This window comes from Anaerosolibacter carboniphilus, from assembly GCF_014205875.1.
Classification (GTDB): domain Bacteria; phylum Bacillota; class Clostridia; order Peptostreptococcales; family Thermotaleaceae; genus Anaerosolibacter; species Anaerosolibacter carboniphilus.
The window spans coordinates 1-20,679 of sequence record NZ_JACHEN010000014.1 but is presented as its reverse complement, the minus strand read 5'-3'; the positions used below and the strand labels follow the sequence as shown (position 1 = coordinate 20,679).

23 protein-coding genes, 1 pseudogene and 2 riboswitches are annotated in these 20,679 nt (G+C 41.1%); all 24 genes and pseudogenes read right to left on the bottom strand.

Translation table 11 applies throughout. The features are described from left to right. Positions 1 to 12: 12 nt before the first annotated feature. Positions 13 to 97: riboswitch (cyclic di-GMP riboswitch) on the bottom strand. 133 nt (positions 98 to 230) lie between these two features. Continuing rightward, a complete protein-coding gene (locus HNQ80_RS11915) occupies positions 231 to 929 on the bottom strand; it encodes a class D sortase (protein ID WP_184310888.1) in 699 nt (232 codons plus the stop codon). A 69-nt stretch (positions 930 to 998) separates the two neighbouring features. Next, the gene (locus HNQ80_RS11910) at positions 999 to 2,888 is read right to left on the bottom strand and encodes a DUF7507 domain-containing protein (protein WP_184310887.1); all 1,890 of its coding nucleotides are present in this window, start codon (positions 2,886 to 2,888) and stop codon (positions 999 to 1,001) included. Between the two features lie 166 nt (positions 2,889 to 3,054). Further along, positions 3,055 to 3,146: riboswitch (cyclic di-GMP riboswitch) on the bottom strand. 126 nt (positions 3,147 to 3,272) lie between these two features. After that, positions 3,273 to 3,677, bottom strand: a complete 405-nt coding sequence (locus tag HNQ80_RS11905) for a F0F1 ATP synthase subunit epsilon (RefSeq protein ID WP_184310886.1) — start codon at positions 3,675 to 3,677, stop codon at positions 3,273 to 3,275. Between the two features lie 13 nt (positions 3,678 to 3,690). Continuing rightward, on the bottom strand, positions 3,691 to 5,085 hold the full coding sequence (atpD, locus tag HNQ80_RS11900; protein WP_184310885.1) for a F0F1 ATP synthase subunit beta: 1,395 nt from the start codon (positions 5,083 to 5,085) through the stop codon (positions 3,691 to 3,693). Between the two features lie 38 nt (positions 5,086 to 5,123). After that, the gene (atpG, locus tag HNQ80_RS11895; protein WP_334297386.1) at positions 5,124 to 5,987 is read right to left on the bottom strand and encodes an ATP synthase F1 subunit gamma; all 864 of its coding nucleotides are present in this window, start codon (positions 5,985 to 5,987) and stop codon (positions 5,124 to 5,126) included. A gap of 120 nt (positions 5,988 to 6,107) precedes the next feature. After that, the gene (gene atpA / locus HNQ80_RS11890) at positions 6,108 to 7,622 is read right to left on the bottom strand and encodes a F0F1 ATP synthase subunit alpha (RefSeq protein WP_184310884.1); all 1,515 of its coding nucleotides are present in this window, start codon (positions 7,620 to 7,622) and stop codon (positions 6,108 to 6,110) included. A gap of 19 nt (positions 7,623 to 7,641) precedes the next feature. Continuing rightward, positions 7,642 to 8,184 carry a F0F1 ATP synthase subunit delta gene (locus HNQ80_RS11885; RefSeq protein ID WP_184310883.1) on the bottom strand — a complete coding sequence of 181 codons (543 nt, stop codon included), beginning with the start codon at positions 8,182 to 8,184 and terminating at the stop codon, positions 7,642 to 7,644. Further along, positions 8,172 to 8,684, bottom strand: coding sequence for a F0F1 ATP synthase subunit B (gene atpF / locus HNQ80_RS11880; protein WP_184310882.1), 513 nt, complete (start codon positions 8,682 to 8,684; stop codon positions 8,172 to 8,174). The genes HNQ80_RS11885 and atpF overlap by 13 nt, the downstream gene beginning before the upstream one ends. Before the next feature lie 75 nt (positions 8,685 to 8,759). Further along, positions 8,760 to 9,026: an ATP synthase F0 subunit C gene (gene atpE, locus HNQ80_RS11875; protein WP_184310881.1), complete on the bottom strand. Its 267-nt coding sequence runs from the start codon at positions 9,024 to 9,026 to the stop codon at positions 8,760 to 8,762. A 156-nt stretch (positions 9,027 to 9,182) separates the two neighbouring features. Next, on the bottom strand, positions 9,183 to 9,428 hold the full coding sequence (gene atpE / locus HNQ80_RS26770) for an ATP synthase F0 subunit C (RefSeq protein ID WP_456298210.1): 246 nt from the start codon (positions 9,426 to 9,428) through the stop codon (positions 9,183 to 9,185). A gap of 15 nt (positions 9,429 to 9,443) precedes the next feature. After that, a pseudogene (locus HNQ80_RS26765) lies at positions 9,444 to 9,695 on the bottom strand (ATP synthase Fo subunit C); the annotation flags it as partial. Between the two features lie 91 nt (positions 9,696 to 9,786). Further along, complete coding sequence (gene atpB / locus HNQ80_RS11865; protein WP_184310879.1) at positions 9,787 to 10,485, bottom strand: F0F1 ATP synthase subunit A; 699 nt, start codon at positions 10,483 to 10,485, stop codon at positions 9,787 to 9,789. Then, a complete protein-coding gene (locus HNQ80_RS11860) occupies positions 10,485 to 10,889 on the bottom strand; it encodes an ATP synthase subunit I (RefSeq protein WP_207726987.1) in 405 nt (134 codons plus the stop codon). Before HNQ80_RS11860 ends, atpB begins: the two co-directional genes overlap by 1 nt. A gap of 181 nt (positions 10,890 to 11,070) precedes the next feature. Further along, a complete protein-coding gene (locus HNQ80_RS11855; RefSeq protein WP_184310877.1) occupies positions 11,071 to 11,292 on the bottom strand; it encodes an AtpZ/AtpI family protein in 222 nt (73 codons plus the stop codon). Positions 11,293 to 11,653: 361 nt separating this feature from the next. Continuing rightward, on the bottom strand, positions 11,654 to 12,307 hold the full coding sequence (locus HNQ80_RS11850) for a 3-oxoacid CoA-transferase subunit B (protein WP_184310876.1): 654 nt from the start codon (positions 12,305 to 12,307) through the stop codon (positions 11,654 to 11,656). A gap of 1 nt (position 12,308) precedes the next feature. Next, positions 12,309 to 12,962: an acetate CoA-transferase subunit alpha gene (atoD, locus tag HNQ80_RS11845; RefSeq protein WP_184310875.1), complete on the bottom strand. Its 654-nt coding sequence runs from the start codon at positions 12,960 to 12,962 to the stop codon at positions 12,309 to 12,311. A gap of 380 nt (positions 12,963 to 13,342) precedes the next feature. Continuing rightward, positions 13,343 to 14,158: a BKACE family enzyme gene (locus HNQ80_RS11840; protein WP_184310874.1), complete on the bottom strand. Its 816-nt coding sequence runs from the start codon at positions 14,156 to 14,158 to the stop codon at positions 13,343 to 13,345. Positions 14,159 to 14,413: 255 nt separating this feature from the next. Beyond that, the gene (locus HNQ80_RS11835) at positions 14,414 to 15,778 is read right to left on the bottom strand and encodes an aspartate aminotransferase family protein (RefSeq protein WP_184310873.1); all 1,365 of its coding nucleotides are present in this window, start codon (positions 15,776 to 15,778) and stop codon (positions 14,414 to 14,416) included. Between the two features lie 348 nt (positions 15,779 to 16,126). Beyond that, the gene (locus tag HNQ80_RS11830; protein WP_184310872.1) at positions 16,127 to 16,465 is read right to left on the bottom strand and encodes a DUF3870 domain-containing protein; all 339 of its coding nucleotides are present in this window, start codon (positions 16,463 to 16,465) and stop codon (positions 16,127 to 16,129) included. Between the two features lie 298 nt (positions 16,466 to 16,763). Further along, positions 16,764 to 17,048, bottom strand: coding sequence for a GIY-YIG nuclease family protein (locus HNQ80_RS11825; RefSeq protein WP_184310871.1), 285 nt, complete (start codon positions 17,046 to 17,048; stop codon positions 16,764 to 16,766). A 147-nt stretch (positions 17,049 to 17,195) separates the two neighbouring features. Next, complete coding sequence (wecB, locus tag HNQ80_RS11820) at positions 17,196 to 18,326, bottom strand: non-hydrolyzing UDP-N-acetylglucosamine 2-epimerase (protein WP_184310870.1); 1,131 nt, start codon at positions 18,324 to 18,326, stop codon at positions 17,196 to 17,198. Positions 18,327 to 18,373: 47 nt separating this feature from the next. Next, positions 18,374 to 19,444: a glycosyltransferase family 4 protein gene (locus HNQ80_RS11815; RefSeq protein ID WP_184310869.1), complete on the bottom strand. Its 1,071-nt coding sequence runs from the start codon at positions 19,442 to 19,444 to the stop codon at positions 18,374 to 18,376. A gap of 76 nt (positions 19,445 to 19,520) precedes the next feature. Next, on the bottom strand, positions 19,521 to 19,967 hold the full coding sequence (locus HNQ80_RS11810; RefSeq protein ID WP_184310868.1) for a deoxycytidylate deaminase: 447 nt from the start codon (positions 19,965 to 19,967) through the stop codon (positions 19,521 to 19,523). A gap of 267 nt (positions 19,968 to 20,234) precedes the next feature. Next, complete coding sequence (locus HNQ80_RS11805) at positions 20,235 to 20,429, bottom strand: hypothetical protein (protein WP_184310867.1); 195 nt, start codon at positions 20,427 to 20,429, stop codon at positions 20,235 to 20,237. Positions 20,430 to 20,679 lie beyond the last annotated feature (250 nt).

Genomic DNA, 20,679 nt, shown 5'->3' with positions numbered 1-20,679 from the left:
AAAAACTCCTCTTTCGGTAGCTCGGCTGCCATTCAATTCGCTGAAAGGCCCTATGGCTTTGCGTCCCACCCTTTCGAGTGGTTTGCCTTTATCGTTGAAAAGTTTTCAACTTTCGTATTCACATATATTTAGCATCATCGTATCATGCTTTACATAAATCGTCAACATATTCTGAGAACATTACATTTCTACCCTATGCGCTCGACCTGAACCATGTCTTATAATATTTCCTAAAAAGTTTTTGCACGAATAATTAGCCGATGGGTTGAAGTATATAGGGGATGACAGGTAATGAGTGTAAGTGTTCTTTCCTTTTTATTTATCCTCAGCACTGAAATATCTGTTGGGTCAACCACTAATTTCTGAGTAACCACATATCTTAAATTTTCTCCTGCAACTTGAAGAACAATTTCATCATTTACTTCCAATTCGTCCAATCGGTTAAAAAACCGTCCATAGGTATGGCTCCTGTGGCCTGCGATGGCTGCATTCCCAAGTTCTCCAAGTTTACTCGTTCTTTCCATGTGCCCTAATCCGATTTTCAAGTTTTTCTGATTTGTTCCCTCAAATATGGGTTGCATAAGATGAATCTTATCAATTGTCAAAACACCTATGGGAGTAGGTAATTCTTTTTCACTACTCGTTGTCTTATTTGTATTGTTCACTACATTTTCATCTCTTTCTAAATCTACATCTTGATTTTCAATACTTACGCTGTCATTTACTTCTGACTGCTGTATATCAAGCATATCTTCATATCCATACGCTTCTATCTGTACATCATCTATTTCCTTACTTAAGGTGGCATTTAACTCCTGATAATTTTCCATGATTTGACGTTGCCAGTACCAGCTATAGAATCTATCTCCCATGGGATACATAGCAATCATAATTCCTATAGCAATCAACATTACAGACACCTTTTTCATCTCTCATCCCTCCCTTATAATAAGTAAGCTGGAGAATTATCCTCCAGCTTATTTGTATGCTTCTAAAATCTATTTGATTCTGCGCCTCATCACGATTCCTACCAGTGTAGCTAATCCACCTATGCCATAGAATATTTCTGGAGGAAGTTCACTAGTCTTGGGAAGTGTAGCTACACCCAATGGAATCTCTTCATCTATGATATCGATAGGTGTTTCTTCAATAATCTCTGTAGTATCTTCAGGGATTTGGTCGATCTCCACCAAATCTAGGTCCACTGGAGCCAACGGAATATCTTCGTCTGTAATAATAACTGTATCATCATCGTCGTCATCTGATGAGTCTGTTGGATCCGTAGAGTCTGTTGGATCCGTAGGGTCTGTTGGATCCGTAGGATCTGTTGGGTCTGTTGGATCTGTTGGGTCTGTTGGGTCTGTTGGGTCTGTTGATGTAGTAACCGTGATGGCCACTTCATCTGTATCTGTAACCTTTATCTCTTTGTAATAACCTTCCGCAATGACTGTATTGATGAAATTACCCACATCTTCGGTCTTCATTTGGTAAGAAACTACCACGGTTTCAGGCTGATCTATCATGAGTTCACCAATCATTGCACTCCAACCAATTTTTTCATCGGTAATCACTATGTTTTTCAAAGGCTCTTCCGGTTCATCGAAATACTGGGTTGTATTTTTGATTATAAACGTATAGGTTACAGTTTCCCCTACTTCAGCGGTTATCTTGTTGGCTGTCTTTATAATCTCAATACTCGGTTCAGCCTTCCGATATATAGTTACACTGTCCTCATCCATTACTTCCTGCGCTGTCATTACCGTAGCTGTATTCATGATTGGGAATTCTGCGTCCTCAGGTATGATATAGCTCACTGTGAAAGTTATACTTTCCTCAACGCCTAGGGAGGCTACTGTATAGTTCCATTCTTCTCCAAACATTGGATCTGAAACAACTATATTGGTTAATGTAACATCCCCTGTGTTGGTTACTACAAAAGTATAGTTTACAGTTTCTCCTGGTTTCGTATATTCTGTGTCGACTGTTTTTTCTAAGTCTATTGATGGATTTTCCTCTACACAATTGACTGTGATTGCGTCACTCCAAAGTACACCTTGCCCAGGGTGTCCTGGTCTTTGATAAGCCTTAAACATATAGTTTCCTGACGCTCCATTGGGATTGCTTTGAGGATTATAGGTGAGGGTTTGACTTTCTCCAGATTCCAAAGCTTCTATTGAACCACTGGCAATAACAACACCGTTTTTAGGATTTCCTGTTGTAATCCAATAAAGTTCCCAAGTAGTTGTACCAGTCATATCTTTGGATCCTCCATTTTTTACTACTGCCCAGATCTCTTCACAATCTCCACCACTGTTTAGAAATACCAAAGAGCTTTTATCCCACTCAGGAAAGATAAATAATGGTGTCATTTGAATAATCTCAACTGGGAATTGAACTTCTTCTTGTAAAGGCTCTCCATCCTTTTGCACTTCTGTTTCATCAATATTTTCTTCTATATTCTCTTCTGGTACGGTCACATCTTCACCTGGTAGGTTTTCTTCATTGACCGGTAGTTCTTCATCTATTTCTGCTTTTTCTCCATCATTTGCACCTTCTGCTGGAACTGCAGGTGTATCTACATTCCCATCAGGCAGTTCTATTTCATCTACATTTTCTTCTGTGCCTTCTTCCGGTATGGCCACAGCTTCATCAGATAGGCTTTCTTCATTGCTCGGTAGTTCTTCCTCTATTTCTGTGTTTTCTCCGTCATTTGGACCCTCTGCCGGAACTGCAGGTATCTCTGCATTTCCATCAGATACTTCCACAACTATCTCTGAATTTTCAAGTCCCTCTGCAAATGCTGATATGAATATATGGGGGATAGATATGAAAGATATCAGCATCACCATCGTGGCATACACCCACATTTTTCTCCTAAACTTTTTCATGATCTCACCTCTTTCAAATTTTTAAAATAATTGTATATTTAAGCAAAGCCCGGTAATCCTATGTATTTCATATTCTCTATTCATTCGGGTATCTTCAGATATTTTTCTCTGTATTTCTTCTATTCCTAATTGTGCTTCTAGCAAACAAAAAGACTGCCATGAATACTCTGGCAGTCGGTCGATCTTAGTATATAGCAAATATACTTTAGATACCTGGCTTTGCGTCCCATCCTTTCGAATGGTTTGCTCTTTTCATTTTGGATAATATTTTTTTGTTAGGAATATTTTGTATTTAATATATACCTACCCAAACTTGGTCTAAACATTTTTTGTGTCAAAAAAATCATAAACCCTCGAACAATAATTGTTCGAGGGTTTATGAAATTAATCTCTTCTTGCGACTCTCAATCGATTGAGGGCACGATCCAATGCTGCCTGAGCACGAATCATATCGATTTCAGATGACTTCGTCTTCAGTCGATCTTCTGCCCTTTCTGCTGCTTTTTTCGCTCTCTCCACATCGATCTCAGCTGGCCACTCGGCAGAGTCGGTGATAATCGTCGCCTTGTCCTGTCTGACTTGAACAAAACCACCGGCACAAGCTGCTTCTAGATACTCACCATTTTTCTTGATCTTGATGGCTCCCACTGCTAGCGGACTCACGAGAGACATATGATTTTTTAGGATCCCCAGGTCTCCGGCAGTCGTTCTTACAACCACCATGTCCACCTCATCCTCATAAAATTTTCTATCGGGTGTTACAATTTCCAGTTGAAAGGCTGAAGCCATGTCTTCACCTCCATTAGCTTTCTTTCTTAGCTTTTTCTACCACTTCATCAATAGTACCAGCATATAAGAAAGCTGATTCTGGAATATCATCATGCTTACCATCAAGGATTTCTCTAAATCCTCTGATGGTTTCCTTCAGTGGTACATACTTACCAGGTGAACCTGTAAACTGTTCTGCCACATGGAAAGGCTGAGAAAGGAATCTCTGGATCTTTCTCGCACGGGCAACCACCAATTTATCTTCATCGGATAATTCATCCATACCTAAGATTGCAATGATATCCTGTAATTCCTTATATCTCTGAAGTACTTCCTGTACATCACGGGCAACTCTGTAATGTTCTTCTCCAACGATATTCGGATCTAGGATTCTAGATGTGGAATCCAGTGGATCCACCGCTGGGTAAATACCAAGCTCAGAAATCGCTCTAGAAAGTACTGTCGTCGCATCTAAGTGGGCAAAGGTCGTAGCTGGAGCGGGGTCAGTCAAGTCATCCGCTGGCACATATACAGCCTGTACAGAGGTGATAGATCCCTTCTTAGTAGAAGTAATTCTTTCCTGTAAAGCGCCCATCTCTGTTGCCAAAGTCGGCTGATAACCAACGGCACTTGGCATACGGCCCAACAGCGCGGATACCTCTGAACCCGCTTGGGTAAATCTAAAGATATTATCGATGAATAGAAGTACGTCCTGACCTTCCTTATCTCTGAAATACTCTGCCATAGTCAATCCTGAAAGGGCTACGCGCATTCTCGCTCCTGGTGGCTCATTCATCTGACCGAATACCATGGTTGTTTTGTCAATAACGCCTGAATCAATCATTTCATGATAAAGGTCGTTACCTTCTCTCGTTCTTTCACCAACACCTGCAAATACAGACAATCCACCGTGCTCTTTTGCAATGTTGTTGATCAACTCCTGAATCAATACCGTTTTTCCAACGCCGGCACCCCCGAATAGACCTACCTTACCACCCTTTGCATAAGGTGCGATCAAGTCGATAACCTTGATGCCTGTTTCAAAGATTTGAGTAGATGTTTCTTGGTCTTCGAAAGCAGGGGCTGGCCTATGAATCGGTGATGTTTCCTTCGTCGGAACCGCACCTTTTTGATCGATAGGTTCTCCCAATACGTTAAATAATCTACCTAGGGTAGCCTTTCCTACAGGAACAGATATGGCAGCCCCTGTATCTACTGCGTCCATTCCTCGAATCAGTCCATCTGTAGAGGACATGGCGATGCATCGAACTGTATCGTCTCCAATGTGCTGTGCAACCTCTGCCACTACTTTTCTATCACCAGCCGTTACTTCAATTGCATTTTGCAGCCTTGGAAGGTTATCTGAGCTAAATTTTATATCCAAAACTGGTCCAATGATTTGGACCACTTTTCCGATATTTTGCGCCATTCGCTTTCACATCCTTTCGTTTTCCTTGTCGCTGATGACTATTTCAGTGCTTCGGCACCGCCTACGATTTCAGCGATTTCTTGGGTGATCGCCGCTTGACGTGCTCTGTTATAGCTTAAAGTCAAGCTGCCAATCATTTCTTCTGCACTATCCGTAGCATTTTCCATCGCTACCTTAGTAGCCCCTTGATAGGATGCTGCGGATTCTACCAGGGCACCAAAAACCGTACTCTCTATATACTTTGGTATCAAATAATCCAATACGTCCTCAGGAGATGGTTCATAGGATACATACTCAAACTCTTTGTTTGCATCCTTTTCCTTTTTGTCTCCCGCCAAAGGTAATAATCTGATCACTTCAGGCTTCTGAGAAATCGTACTCACGAACTGGGTGTATACGAGATACACCTCATCCGCCATTTCTTTTTCGTAGAGCTGTAGCACAAGGTTGCTGATTTGTTTCGCATCCGTGTAACTAGGATTTTCAGAAATCTGCACAAACTCTCCGTCGAAATCATAATTTCTTTTCTTGAAGTAAGTTCTTGCCTTTTTCCCTACTGTAATCACAGATACAGACTCTTTTTCCTGCATATGAGATACAGCTGTCTTGATCGCATTGGTATTATAGCCTCCCGCAAGGCCTCTGTCTGCGGTAATGACAATATAACATGTCTTCTTAATTTCCCTCTCATTGACAAAAGGGTGCTTGACACCACCGGAACTGGAAAAGATATCTTGTACCGTGGCTGTGATTGTATCGAAATAGGGTCTGGTTTTTTCTACTCTTTCCCGGGCACGCCTTAGCTTTGCAGAAGAAACCATCTCCATCGCCTTTGTAATTTGTTTTGTGCTGTTTACACTTTTGATTCTGCGCTTGATATCACGCATTCCCATTCCTGCCACTTCGTTGCTCACCTCCCGTGAACGGTTACTAGTTGACAGTTTACAGTTGACGGTTAAAGATCTAAAAGCTTTCTGACCCTAACAAATAACTGACAACCGATAACCGACAACTGACAACATCTATATCTCTAACTTAAACTGTCCTTTGAATTCTTCAATTGCGGTTTTTAGTTTGCTCTCCATCTCATCAGACATTACGCCTGTGCTCTTGATAGAAGCACCAACTTCTGCATATTTGCCATCCATGAAACGTAAGAATTCTTCTTCGAATCGCTTTACCGCCGTTACAGGGATATCGGCTAAATATTTGTTGATTACCGCATAGATAATCATTACCTGATGCTCTACTTTTACAGGAGCATATTGTGGCTGTTTCAAGATTTCAAGGATTCTTTCCCCTTGAGCCAATCTTTCCTGGGTATCCTTATCCAACTCTGAACCGAATTGGGCAAATGCTGCCAATTCTCTATATTGAGCCAATTCAAGCTTTATTTTACCTGCAACCTTTTTCATTGCCTTAATCTGAGCATCTCCACCTACACGGGATACGGAGATACCAGCATTTACCGCAGGACGTTGACCAGCAAAGAACAATTCAGTCTCTAGGAAGATCTGTCCATCGGTAATGGAAATTACGTTGGTTGGAATATATGCCGATACGTCCCCTGCCTGGGTTTCGATCAGCGGTAATGCCGTAATAGAACCACCGCCCAGCGCATCACTTAATTTTGCAGCACGCTCCAATAATCTACTATGAAGGTAGAATACGTCCCCTGGATAGGCCTCACGTCCTGGTGGACGACGAAGTAACAGAGACATGGCACGATACGCCACGGCATGCTTTGATAAGTCATCATAGATGATGAGCACATCCTTGCCTGCATACATAAATTCCTCTGCCATAGCAACACCGGCATATGGTGCAATATATTGCAATGGTGCAAGTTCACTAGCCGTTGCAGATACGATGATGGTATAATCCATCGCTCCTCTATCTTCCAAGGTCTTCATGATATTAGCAACTGTGGACTTCTTTTGTCCGATGGCTACATAAATACAGATTACGTTCTCTTCTTTTTGGTTTAAGATCGTATCGATGGCAATCGCCGTCTTACCTGTTTGTCTATCTCCGATAATCAACTCTCTTTGGCCTCTGCCGATTGGAATCATGGCATCGATGGCCTTGATACCCGTTTGTAGCGGCTGGTGTACAGATTTTCTATCGATTACACCTGGTGCATTGGCCTCGATCGGTCTGTATTTGTCTGATTTGATAGGTCCTTTGCCATCGATAGCCTGACCCAACGCATTTACAACACGACCAATCAATGCATCTCCTACAGGTACTTCCACGATTCTTTCCGTACGCTTTACAATGTCACCCTCCTTGATATTGTCGTCAGATCCCAATAATACGCATCCAACGTTATCCTCTTCAAGGTTCAATGTCATTCCGTATACACCGCCCGGGAATTCCAACAATTCTCCGGCCATACACTTTTCTAATCCATGTATTCTGGCGATACCGTCTCCTACTTGAATAACAGTACCGATATCTGTAACTTGAAGCTTGTTCTCATATCTCTTGATCTGCTCTTTAATAATTGAGCTGATTTCTTCAGGTCTGAGATTCATTGTCTTTCACCCCTATCACCTAAACTATTATTTGTGCAAGGCTTTCTCTTAGCTTACTTAATCTGCCTTGAACTGTGCCATCTATTACTTTATCTCCCATTCTGATTAGCATTCCACCAATGATGGTTTGATCCATTTCATTTTTCAGGATAATTTTCTTACCCGTCATTTTAGAAAGCTTTTCTTCCAGCGCGACTTTATCTTCATTCTTTAATGGCACCGTTGTGACAGCTACCGCCTCCACAATGTTTTGGTGTTCATGTGCCAGCTTGTGATAATCTTTCACAATCGCCTCAATGACATTGGTTCTTCTTTTGTCAGAAAGAATTTTCAAGAAATTCATGATTTCAGCGCTCAGCTTTCCTTGGAAAACAGCTTCGATAATCTGCTTTTTTTCTTCATTGCTGATTCTAGGCGTTTTATATAGCTCATAGAAGTCAGTATGTTCTTTAAAGCTTTCCATCACAAAATCTAGTTCTTGCCCGTACTGATCCAACTGGTTCAGTTCCAGGGCGACGCTAAACAAAGCCTCTGCATAGGTTTTTGCAACTAATTCGACCATGTTGTTTCCCCTACCTCATCGATAAAATCCTTGATGAGCTTATCATGACCCTTTTCATCAAGATCTTTACCTATAATTTTACCAGCAGCCATTACTGCTAGTGCAGCCAACTCTTCCTTCATCATGTTAGCAGCCTTCTGCTTTTCTCTTTGAATGTCTGCTTCGGCTCTATCCTTTATTTTCATCGCTTCTTGTTGAGCTTGGATAATAATTTCGTCAGCCCTAGCATCAGCTCTCTTGGAAGCATCCTTGATAAGCTCTCTTCCTTCTGCATGAGCGCCTTCAAGCTTTCTTTGATATTCTAGCTTCAGCTGGTCTGCTTCTTTATTCTTGTTTTCCGCCTCTTTAATAGACTCCGCAATAGCGTTTTGTCTTCCTGCCATCATTTCAGAGACTGGCTTAAACAACAACTTTCTTAATATTAAAAATATTATAATTGTATTGATTAACTGAAACACCAAGGTCCAGCCTATTTCTACTAATCCTGCCTTTACCACCATTTGGATACTGCCTCCTTTCTCAAGGGATCATCATAAGCAGGAGATGGTCTTTACCATCTCCATTTCTTCTATCAATTATAGAAGTCCCACCAATGGATTTGCGAATAGAAGAATCAATGCTATGATTAATCCGTAAATACCTGTTGTCTCTGCTACGGCAGCTCCAAGTAACATCGTTCTTACAATATCACCTTGTGCTTCTGGCTGTCTACCTACCCCTTCAGCACCTTTACCTGCGGCATATCCCTGACCGATACCAGGTCCTATACCTGCGATCATCGCTAAACCTGCTCCGATTGCTGAACATGCTAATATTAACGCTTTTCCTGTAATTGGTTCCATAATAATTTTCCTCCTTTTTCTATTCAACAGATAATAAGATAATATCTTTTTTTGTATAGCATATCTTTAGATGATATGCATGATGCATCACTACATGTTTCACGTATAGAATAAATGCTTCTACAGTTATGTACAAACATTACTCCTCCATTATATCTATAATAATTTCACTAATGGATTTGCGAACATGAGCACCAAAGCTATTATCAGTGCATATATACCAGTTGTTTGCGCTACCGCTTGGCCCAGGAACATGGCTCTGATGACACTGGATTGATATTCAGGTCGCCGTCCGGTGGCTTCAGTACCTTTACCGGCTGCATATCCCTGCCCTATGCCAGGCCCAATTCCTGCAATCATGGAAATTCCAGCCCCTATTGCTGAAGCAGCAAGAATGATCACTGCACCCTCCTGCGTAACAATAGGATTACCAAACAATAGAATTAATGAAACAACTAGTGCCAATATGCCCGAAGTTTCTGCAACGGCAGCTCCTAATAGCATTACCAGTGTAGCCTGTTTACCAGCCTTTGGATTAATGCTCACCGCCTCTGCCCCTTTACCTGCTGCATATCCTTGACCTATCCCTGGTCCGATTCCAGCAATCATGGCAACACCTGCCCCAATCGCCGAAGCCGAGAGAATCAGAGCTTTACGGTCAAATGTCATCAGCCAGTTAAGGAACTTAACAATAAAATTGGCATCTTCCATATTCATTTGTCCTCCTTCAGCTAAATGCGTTCTCCCTACCTAGGACGTCTTAATCCATTGCACCTGAGACGAATACCATCGTCAGCATGGCAAAGATAAAGGATTGCAAGACTCCTGCAAACACGTCAAAATACAGGTGTAATACCGCTGGGATCCCGGTTTGGAAAACAGGAATCGCTATGCCTAAGTTTGTACTCAGGCCTGCTAGGGCTCCATAAAGCAAGTTCATGATGATAAGCCCTCCAACAATATTACCGAAGAGACGGAATGATAGTGAAATTGGAGTTGCAAGTTCACCAATAATGTTCAATGGAAGCATTACCGGGAAAGGTTGTAAGAAACCTTTTAGATAAGTGCCAACTCCTTTTCGCTTCATTCCGAAGAAATGGATCATAAAAAATGTTAGTAGGGCCAAAGCCATAGTCGTATTGACATCAGCTGTCGGTGGTCTAAAACCGAACAACCCTGCAAGATTCGCACAAATTAGGTACATCATAAGCGTACCAATGTATGGTGCAAACGCCTTTTTGTCTTCTCCCATGGTCTGAGCAGTGAGTTTGTATACCATGTCTACTAATAGTTCAATCACATTTTGCAGTCCCTTTGGCACTTTGTCAAACCGTCTGGTTGCAACAAATGCAAAAATGGTCAGAACCGCCATTATGATCCAAGTAGTAGTTACAGTTTCCGTAACCGGAATGCCTCCTGGTAACTCAAATATGACTCTTGGGCCAAATCCTCCTTCCACTATTCTTCCTCCTTTCTTTTAAAGATTCTTTTGATAAATAATGTATCATATAGGTTTGTACCAATAATAACAAACTTAATGGTAAACAAACCTAGTACTGCCCCTAGAACATTTAAATAATCAGCCTTGATACAAACAAAAATCACCACAGCATTTATGAAAAAACGGATAAAGTATTTGGAACTTGCATAAACCTGGGCATGACCTGGGTTCATGGTTACTGCCTTTTCAATGGTCAAAGCTAAATTTCTGAAATTTAATATGCTAATTAACGTTCCAAATATCAAGGCATAAATAAAAGGCCTCGGTTCTTGAAAAGACATGGCAGCAGCAACAGCAATTAGTATCATCATTAATATCGTATATTTTACAATCTTAATCTGTATGTCCCATGTATATCCCATCATAAGCCAAAAGACCTTCCTTTTGAAGGATAGAAGTTAGACGTTAGTCAGTAGTCGGTAAATACTCATAAATACTTCCGAGTTTTTACTTACAACTTCTAACCTTTAACAGCTAACCGAAATATGTATATAGTGATAACAATTTATATATAGTTTACGAAAAACAAAGGTATTTTTGTATTTATTTCTTATCCATCGATTTCATGATAATTTTATATACGTTAAAAAACGAGGCCGCTATTCCGATCATCGTGAAGATAATCATAAAAGCATTTCCTGATTGGATCTTTCTATCGATTATATTTCCAAGAAGAAATCCTGCCATAATTGGAATAATCATAGCTAGCCCTATATACGTTAAAAGAGAAAGATTCTTTAGGAACTTCATGTCTCTATTGTCCATATAAATCCTCCTCTTTTTTATTATAGCACTACTAAGTAAATATACAAGCAATTTAGAATATTTATGAGCACTTTTTTGTCATTAAATTAACAAAGTATCGAAACTACAACTACTAAATTTCGACTTTTTTTTTAGATTTCCTTCTTTTTTGTAACTTTTTTTTACCGAAGTGAATTGAACGACAAAACTGTAAAATACAGCCATCCTGTCTTCAGATAGCTGCATTTAGTATCCCACCAATATATGGATTTATGCAAATTTGTGACAGCTTAATAGATGATAGGTTGAAATTATTTCTAAATTTATTGGCCCTCTTAAGTTATAGCTTTCTCCTATCTCCTTTTACACCTATCTCTACTTCCTATACTTCCATCTCCTCGAGTTCCTTAGCAATAATTAGTTCTGCCTCAGTAGCCGCCTTTACATCCTCTATGGTATATGCTGGATTGATTTCAGTAAGTACAAGTCCTTCATTGGTTACTACCATGACGCCCATCTCCGTCACGATCATATCTACCTCGTTGGCAGCTGTCAAAGGCAACGTGCATTCCTTCAAGATCTTTGGGCTTCCCTTGGCAGTATGCTCCATAGCTACAATTACCTTTTTCGCACCAGATACCAAATCCATAGCACCACCCATACCAGGCACCATCTTTCCAGGGATCATCCAGTTGGCTAGATTCCCTTTCTGGTCAACCTGTAGAGCACCTAATACAGTGGCTGCTACGTGTCCCCCACGAATGATGGCAAAGGACATGGCACTGTCAAAGAAGGCTGCCCCTGGCTGAAGGGTTACATTCATTCCTCCTGCGTTCACCAGATCTTTTATTTCCTTGCCCTCCTCGGCTTGGGGTCCCATACCCACGAAACCGTTTTCCGATTGCAGAATAATATCTACACCTTCAGGCACATAGTTGGCCACCATGGTTGGAAGTCCGATACCTAGATTGACTACATCTCCATCCTTTAATTCCTTTGCTACTCTCTTGGCTATGATTTCCCGTACGTTCGCCATGTTATTTCACTCCTTCCACAATCATATCCACAAAGAGTCCTGGCGTCATAACATCATTGGGATGGATCGCTCCCGTCTCTACCAATTCTTCTGCTTCCACGATCACCAGGTCAGCCGCCATAGCCATCAACGGATTAAAGTTTCTCGCAGCATGGTTATAATAGATATTTCCCTTCTTGTCTACCTTTGCCCCCTTGATCAAAGCCACATCTGCCCGTAAAGCTAGCTCCATCAAATAGGTTTTTCCATCAATTTCAACCTTCTGCTTACCTTCCTCCACAATGGTACCTACCCCTGTCGGCGTTAAGACACCACCTAAACCTGCACCAGCAGCGCGAACCTGCTCTGCCAATGTTCCCTGGGGTACCAATACCACTTCCAATTCTCCTGCATGCATCTGCTCCCCTGTTTCAGGATTTGTACCAATATGGGAAACAATGACTTTCTTTACTTGCTTGTTGACAACCAATCTTCCAATACCCTTTTCAGGAAATCCAGTATCATTCCCGATAATTGTTAGGTCCTTCACACCTTTTTTAAGGAGATAATCTATAAATGTTTCTGGCGTTCCTGTACCTAGAAAACCACCGATCATCACAGTCATACCGTCTTTTATGTATTCCATGGCTTGATCTATTGTCTTCACTTTATCCATGGGAACCACCTCCTTGTTCAATTTGTTCCATGTACATTTTATCACAATTGCTGAAAATTATAAATATTTGGTTCCACCATTCGCTCCTCTTATAGAAGCAAAACCTATATCTTTTTACTGGCATTCGTAGGGGCCAACAACCTACTTCATAACTTGTCATCCTGAGCGAAGTGAAACGCAGCCGAAGGATCTCAGACCCAACAAGGAATTCACCCAAAGACTTCAAAATCTCAACTTATATCCACCCAGATTCTTCGCTACCGCTCAGAATGACACTTCAAGAGAAATTTTTAATAAATTAATTTTATGCCGCTAATAGAGGCAGATCTGCGTGTTTGTCTAAAGCCTATGGCAAAACAACTAGACAGGGTCGTCTGCCGCTACAAAATTCCTAAAATTCTTTTTGCATCTTCTGTCGATGCAATTTCTCGGCCAATCGCCTTGGCAATGCTAACGATACGTTCCACCAACATCGGATTGGTGGTTGGAATCCCCTTTTCCACTTCCAGTACATCCTCTAATCCTGTTCGTACATGCCCTCCCATCAAGATCGCCATGGTTAGCATGGTAATTTGTGATCTCCCGATGCCTGAAACCGTCCAAGTAGAGTCCTCCGGCAAGTTTTCTGTCATAAAGAGAAGATTTTTTGGTGTTCCCTCGATGGATCCAGGTACATTCATCACCAGATTAAAATGGAGAGGGCCTTTCAATATACCTTTCTTCAAAAGTTTTTTTGCATTGGAGATCATGGCCACATCGAAGGCTTCAATCTCTGGCTTTATTCCATTGGCATGCATCTTGTTTGCTAATGCCTCAATCAAATCTGGTCCATTGGCATTTACACTATTGGGAAAGTTAGATGATCCCGTAGACAAACTGGCCATATGGGCATTGAGATCCAGCATCTGCCCACGCCAATCCACCGTATTTTCTCCGCCCCTGGCTCCGGTGGACACCTGCTTGATTACATCGATTCTTTCCTGATCCAATCGCTCCAGAACTTCCTTGAATATGGATCTTTCACTAGTAGGATGTCCTTGCGCGTCCCTGACATGAATATGAGCAATGGCTGCTCCCTTTTCATGACATGCTTCTATATCCTTCACAATCTCCTCTACCGTTATAGGCACGCTGGGATTCATCGCCTTTGTAGGCACATTTCCTGTAGGTGCGATGGTGATAATGAGTTTTTCCATGGATTAATTCCCCCTTTACTATTTATAAAATCTCGGTTCGCGGTGCACGGTACATGGTTTCACGGATTTATACTTGTTTCTGACTTCTCGCTGTTCACTTTTTTAACAAACTCTGTTGAAACACTATGTGATATTTTGTAATGCATCAAGAGAAACCTAATGGCCGTAGGGGTGGACGCCCCTGTCCACCCGTCTATGTTTTGATTATCTCTGTGGACGGACAGAGTCGTCCGTCCCTACTCAAACTGCACACGATTAGCGAGTAGCGAATTCTTCCACCGTTCTTCTAATCCCTCTTTCTAATCCTTCAAACAGCTCGTCGATCTGTTCTCTCGTAATGCTCAATGGTGGGGCGATGAGGACGTGATCTCCGTGGATGCCGTCTACGGCGCCACCGCCTGGATATGGAACGATACCTTCTTCCATACAATTTGCAGTGAACTTTCCTTTAATATTTTGTTGGGCTTCAAAAGGTTCCTTTGTTTTCTGATCCTTCACAAACTCTATCCCTATCATTAAACCTTTTCCTCGGATATCTCCTACGATCGGATACTGATACAAACTATGAAGTTTTTCCATGAAGTATTCCCCTTGGGTTTCTGCGTTTTCTACCACATGGCCCCGTTCCAGGATCTCCATCACCTTGGCTGCGATGCCACAGGACAGAGGATTGCCTGCGTAAGTATGCCCATGAATAAATTGTCCAGAGCCTTCAACCATGATGGTGTCAAATATCTTCTGAGATGCGATGGCAGCACCCATAGGTGTGTAACCACAGCTCATTCCCTTGGCAGCTGTGATGATATCAGGTATTATGCCATAATGATCCACGCCAAACTTTTTCCCTGTCCTTCCAAAACCAGCCATTACTTCATCTACGATAAGCAATACGTCATATCGATTGCAGATTTCTCGTACCATTTCAAAATATATCCTTGTGGGATGAATACCGGGACAAGCTGCACCTACCACAGGCTCTGTAATGAAGGCTGCAATATTTTCTGCTCCTTGTTTTAATATTTCCGATTCTAAGGCTTGAGCTGCTCTAATACTGGTCTCTTCCAAAGTCTCACAGCCCCAAGGGTTGCGATAATGATAGAACTGTGGCGCCTTAGGAAAGTCCAATAGCATTGGCTCATAGATCCTTCTTCTCTCAGGTATGCCTGTCATGGAAAGAGCTCCCATGGTATTGCCATGGAAAGCATGCCATTTTGAGATCACCTTCCACTTTTTCGTCTCTTTGCCATCCCGTTCGGTGAAATACTGCCTAGCCATCTTAATGGCTGTTTCTGTGGCCTCAGAACCACCGGAAACAAAATATACATGGTTTAAATCTCCAGGTGTCCATTCCGCCACCTTGGCCGCACATTCCTCTATGGTATCCACCGTCCATCTAGACAGATGAGTGAAGGCAATCCTCTTCATCTGCTCCGCAGTATAGGCTGCTATTTCCTGATTTCCATGACCAATGTTGGCCACAGCAGATCCAGAACAAGCATCTATATACCGCTTACCATTAACGTCAAATAGATAAATCCCTTCCCCTCTATCTATTTTGGGATAATGCCAATTTTGATTCCGATAAAAAACATTGTTCTTTGGAGCTTTGTTTTGACTCATTGTTTGTTGACCTCCTTTGATCTTAAATAAGGTAGTGGTTTTTTGTTTTCTTACTGCATGCTTATCAAAGTCTAGTTAGTAGTTAGTTGTTAGTCGTTAGTGGATAAAAACCTTAAGAGCATTTAAAAAGTTTATTTTATATATCATGTTATCTGATATCTTATCCGAGTTTGTAAAATCATTCTGATCGAGTAATTCTATACCACTAACTACTAACCTCTATCCACTAACACCAATAAAAAATCCAGCACAAAAACAGCTTAAGGTTTTCCCTTAAATGTTTCGCACTGGATTTTACTCACTTAGTCATTGTGGGTTGCACAATCACTGCAAGGAAAGCAGTCTTTTTCAAATATTCATTTCACTTCTCCAAGTCATGTATCGGTCATAAGTAGCTTTTAGGGCTACACAGATGGCCTTCTGAGACAAGCCATGGAATCGATATTTTACCTTTTCAATCAGCCCATCAATTCCTTCGGTGTGGAGGTTATGACCTACAAGGAGTTGCTTTAAAAAGGCTCTTGCCTCCTCCGTAATCAACGTACAGGAAGAGTCTTCAATGATACCTGTATCCTTGTGAATAATCAAACCCACGCCTACTACCTTATGGAGATTGGCTGCGGGCATCTCCCCCGGCAGTTTTGCGTAGGAAATGAAATACACAGTATCTTCACTATATGTCTTCACAGGGTTACCCCCTTGGATAAGATTTGAGGCCCACCGTATCGTGGACTTCGAATCTATTCTATTCATATGATACAATTCTATTTTATTACCTTAGAAGACCTTTTTCAATAGGCTTGAATAAATTTTTTATGATGCGGAAAACAACATTTTGTCCTAAGGAATCTCCCCCCCTATGTGTCATTCTGAGCGCAGCGAAGAATCTGAGTATTTATAAAAGCTTTAGAGATTTTTCATTCCACTTCGTTCCATTCAGAATGACAAAATCTTAGCTTTTCAGTGATCTTTTTTTATCAAAATCTCAATTCTTAAAATCCTCGGATAAGTCTTTCCATAGAGGATTTACACTTTCTATCAACTCAACCTTCTTACGTCTTGTCCAACCCTTAATCTGTTTTTCCCTTGCAATTGCTGATTTAACATCAGTTGTACTATCAAAGTATATTAATTTATTCACATTATATTTTTCTGTAAATCCTTTGATCAGCTTATGCTTATGTTCATATAGTCGTCTTTCAAGATTATTCGTTATACCCGTATAAAGAACCTTGTTTGACAAATTTGTAAGAATATAAACATAGTACATAATACTCACCTTCCTAGAACATTTTTCTCTCCTAAAGATCCTTCGCTATCACTCAGGATGACAGATACAAAGGCTTTGCACTATCATAGTTTTATATTATTCTACAGAAGATGTCATTCTAGGCTCAACAATGAATCTTAATATTTTCTAACAATTCTCATCCTTAAAATACTCTAAAATCGCTGCTACGGTCCTTTGGGCGGCTTTTCCATCTCCATAGGGATTTACCGCATTGGCCATTTGGTCATAGGCTACCTTATCATGGATCAACTCTTCCATGAGGGCTACAATTCTATTCTTTTCCACCCCTGCAATTTTTACGGTGCCAGCCTCCACAGCCTCTGGACGCTCCGTTTCTGTTCTTAATACCAACACAGGCTTACCTAAAGCTGGTGCCTCCTCTTGAATGCCTCCTGAATCGGTCAACAGCATATAGGACCTTCCTTGAAGGTTGGCAAAGGGCTCATAATCCAACGGTTCTATGATATGTATATTCTTTGTATTTCCTAGAATTTCAGCAGCCAGATTTCTTACCTGTGGATTTAGGTGGATCGGGAATACAATCTCTATCTCCTCATTTTGATCGGCCACTTCGCGAATGGCAGAAAAAATATTCATCATAGGTTCTCCCAGGTTTTCTCTACGATGGGCTGTCATCAGAATGATCTTCTTATTTTTATAATCCAATTGATTTAACAATTCATTCTCAAAACGATAATCCTCTTTGATCACCTGTAATAGGGCATCGATGACGGTGTTTCCTGTCAAGACGATATTTTCTTCTTTGATTCCCTCTGCCAATAGATTTTTCTTATTCCCTTGGGTAGGTGCAAAGTGCAGATGGGTTAGTCTCCCCGTCAGCATGCGGTTGGCTTCCTCTGGATAGGGAGAATAAATATTTCCACTTCGTAACCCTGCTTCCACGTGTCCTACCTTCACCTGCTGATAAAAAGCGGCCAACGCTCCTGCAAAGGTCGTCGTCGTATCCCCATGAACCAACACCATGTGGGGTCGTACTTCTTTGATGACTTCTTCCAGTCCCAACAATACCCGAGATGTAATTTCACTCAAGGTTTGTCCAGCCTTCATGATATTCAAATCATAATCGGGCTTGATCTGAAACAAATCCAGTACTTGATCCAACATTTCCCGATGCTGGGCTGTGACGCACACAATGGATTCGATCCCCTCATGCTTCTCTAGTTCTTTTACCACAGGTGCCATCTTAATGGCCTCCGGTCTTGTCCCAAATATGGACATGATTTTTATTTTGCTCATATATTCCACCTCTTTCTAAGAAAAAACCAGGAATATGCTTCCTGGCGTTATTCTTTCAAAGTACTTTTGTGCTTCTGGAATTTTGGGATACCAACGGTCATATACATCATGCCACTTGCTATAAATAGAATAACCAATGCATCAAGCATCTTGCTGCTGGACATGAAGCCTGCACTAAGGCCTAGGGCAGCACTAATGGCATACAATACCAATACTGTTCTTTTTTGCCCCATTCCTGTAGAAAGCAATCTGTGATGCAAGTGTCCCTTATCTGGTTCCATAATAGGCTTCCCATTCAAAGCTCTTCTTAAAATTGCAAAGGCTGTATCAAAGATCGGCAGCCCCAATGCCAATACTGGAACAAACGTGGCGAAAGCTGTAGCCCCTTTGATCGCACCATAAATAGAGATCCCAGAAAGCATATATCCTAAAAAGAGAGATCCTGTATCTCCCATGAAAATCTTTGCAGGATTAAAATTGTAAGGTAAAAAGCCTAAACAAGCACCAGCGATGGCCAAAGTCATGATAGCAGCATTGGAGCCTCCATTGGCATCAACCACCCAAGGAATCCAGTGAAGATCATTGACATGGGCTACATAAGATAGAGAAAGGGCTGCAATCATAGATACCCCTGCTGCCAATCCATCTAATCCATCAATCAGGTTTACCGTATTGGTGATCCCTACAATCCAAAAGATCGTTACAGGTATACTCAGATATCCTAAATAAATCTCTGCACCTTCTATAAAAGGAATATTGAATTTACCAATTCTCATCCCACAATATACCAAAATCAATGCGCAAATAATTTGTCCTGCCAGCTTGGTCTTGGCTGACAAAGGCTTGATATCATCCACAATCCCCATGGCCACAATCAAGGTACCTCCGACCAGCATACCCACGATGGTTTTACTAAGGGGTAACATAAGTAGCACACTGACCACAACCCCTAGATAGATGGCCAATCCTCCAAGCCTTGGAATTGGTGTCTTATGTACACGGCGGTCATCCTTTGGCACATCGATAGCTCCAATTTTAAAGGCCAGCTTTCTTGCTAACGGTGTCATCACTAATGAAACGATTGCAGCTATTAAAAATACTATCCAGTATTTGCTCACAAAGAACACTCCTTATTAGACATAGGTTTACAGAGTAATTGTACATGAAAGCCTTTTGAAAATCAATGTCTAAACGCTAAATGTTATCAAATTGTATTAATTCAATCCCTGCTTCTTTCAACATCTCCATAGAAAGGGCATCGGGATAATTTCCTTTAAAAACAATCTTAACAATCCCTGCATTGATCGCCATCTTTGCACACAAAACACATGGTTGTAGGGATGCATAAAGGGTGGCACCTTCAATACTTACTCCATGATATGCCGCTTGTATAATTGCATTTTGCTCCGCATGTAGCCCTCTGCATAATTCGTGTCTTTCACCTGATGGAATACCAAGTTTTTCACGCATACATCCTATATCTAGACAATGTGCCGTACCTGACGGTGCACCATTATACCCTGTAGATAGGATTCGCTTATTTTTTACAATCACAGCACCTACCTGTCTTCTGCTGCAGGTAGAGCGTGTCTTGGCATGCTCTGCCATCTCCATGAAATATTGATCCCAATCTGGACGCATCCTTTGTATCCCCCTTATTGGTTTGTGGCCGATAGCTGATAGACCATTATTGTCGTATCTTGTAATTATTCTATACATTGTAAAAAATATTTCTTAAGTTCAAAATATTAGACGTGGCTAACATGAATTTTGTTTCATAACTTTTTGATACGCTGAAAAATCTTTTAAAAAATATACATCTGATGCCAAAACCTTTACCTATTACCTAATGAATACTTCTACATTTTTATGCCAGATTCCTGCAAGTTATTTCAAAATCGGACATGATCATAGATGTACTTTTTTTCCATTTATAGATATGTTTTGAAAATTTTCTTCATTCCCTGAATGGATAATTCTCTGCCTTCCCTGTAAAGTATGACCAAAAACCAAAAATTTTAGCCTGCTAACCAGATCTCCACTCAATTTTTCTTCTACAAGGACATCAGATTTTGCCTCTCGCAAAAAACAATATTTATCCATCCTATGCAGCCCCCCTGAACAAAGTTACCTATCGGCAATTTGTTTTCGCTAGGAAACCCTAGGTTTCCTTCGACGCCTGCAATGCAGGCTGAGCACCTTCCTGAATACGGCAAAGGGGAATCCCCTCTGCACACCCCATATCTAAGAAATTGAACACCATAATTTCCTACGAAAACATATATTGTATTTTACCGGGCTTAGACAATAACAATCTAAGCCCATTTACTCTAAATGTGCTAAATCAAGTGTT

Coding starts and splice junctions, on each gene's coding strand:
- HNQ80_RS11915 (WP_184310888.1), bottom strand. CDS start 929: ATGAAAAAGGTGTCTGTAATGTTGATTGCTATAGGAATTATGATTGCT.
- HNQ80_RS11910 (WP_184310887.1), bottom strand. CDS start 2,888: ATGAAAAAGTTTAGGAGAAAAATGTGGGTGTATGCCACGATGGTGATG.
- HNQ80_RS11905 (WP_184310886.1), bottom strand. CDS start 3,677: ATGGCTTCAGCCTTTCAACTGGAAATTGTAACACCCGATAGAAAATTT.
- atpD (WP_184310885.1), bottom strand. CDS start 5,085: ATGGCGCAAAATATCGGAAAAGTGGTCCAAATCATTGGACCAGTTTTG.
- atpA (WP_184310884.1), bottom strand. CDS start 7,622: ATGAATCTCAGACCTGAAGAAATCAGCTCAATTATTAAAGAGCAGATC.
- HNQ80_RS11885 (WP_184310883.1), bottom strand. CDS start 8,184: ATGGTCGAATTAGTTGCAAAAACCTATGCAGAGGCTTTGTTTAGCGTC.
- atpF (WP_184310882.1), bottom strand. CDS start 8,684: ATGGTGGTAAAGGCAGGATTAGTAGAAATAGGCTGGACCTTGGTGTTT.
- atpE (WP_184310881.1), bottom strand. CDS start 9,026: ATGGAACCAATTACAGGAAAAGCGTTAATATTAGCATGTTCAGCAATC.
- HNQ80_RS11860 (WP_207726987.1), bottom strand. CDS start 10,889: ATGGGATATACATGGGACATACAGATTAAGATTGTAAAATATACGATA.
- HNQ80_RS11855 (WP_184310877.1), bottom strand. CDS start 11,292: ATGGACAATAGAGACATGAAGTTCCTAAAGAATCTTTCTCTTTTAACG.
- HNQ80_RS11850 (WP_184310876.1), bottom strand. CDS start 12,307: ATGGCGAACGTACGGGAAATCATAGCCAAGAGAGTAGCAAAGGAATTA.
- atoD (WP_184310875.1), bottom strand. CDS start 12,962: ATGGATAAAGTGAAGACAATAGATCAAGCCATGGAATACATAAAAGAC.
- HNQ80_RS11840 (WP_184310874.1), bottom strand. CDS start 14,158: ATGGAAAAACTCATTATCACCATCGCACCTACAGGAAATGTGCCTACA.
- HNQ80_RS11835 (WP_184310873.1), bottom strand. CDS start 15,778: ATGAGTCAAAACAAAGCTCCAAAGAACAATGTTTTTTATCGGAATCAA.
- HNQ80_RS11825 (WP_184310871.1), bottom strand. CDS start 17,048: ATGTACTATGTTTATATTCTTACAAATTTGTCAAACAAGGTTCTTTAT.
- wecB (WP_184310870.1), bottom strand. CDS start 18,326: ATGAGCAAAATAAAAATCATGTCCATATTTGGGACAAGACCGGAGGCC.
- HNQ80_RS11810 (WP_184310868.1), bottom strand. CDS start 19,967: ATGCGTCCAGATTGGGATCAATATTTCATGGAGATGGCAGAGCATGCC.
- HNQ80_RS11805 (WP_184310867.1), bottom strand. CDS start 20,429: ATGGATAAATATTGTTTTTTGCGAGAGGCAAAATCTGATGTCCTTGTA.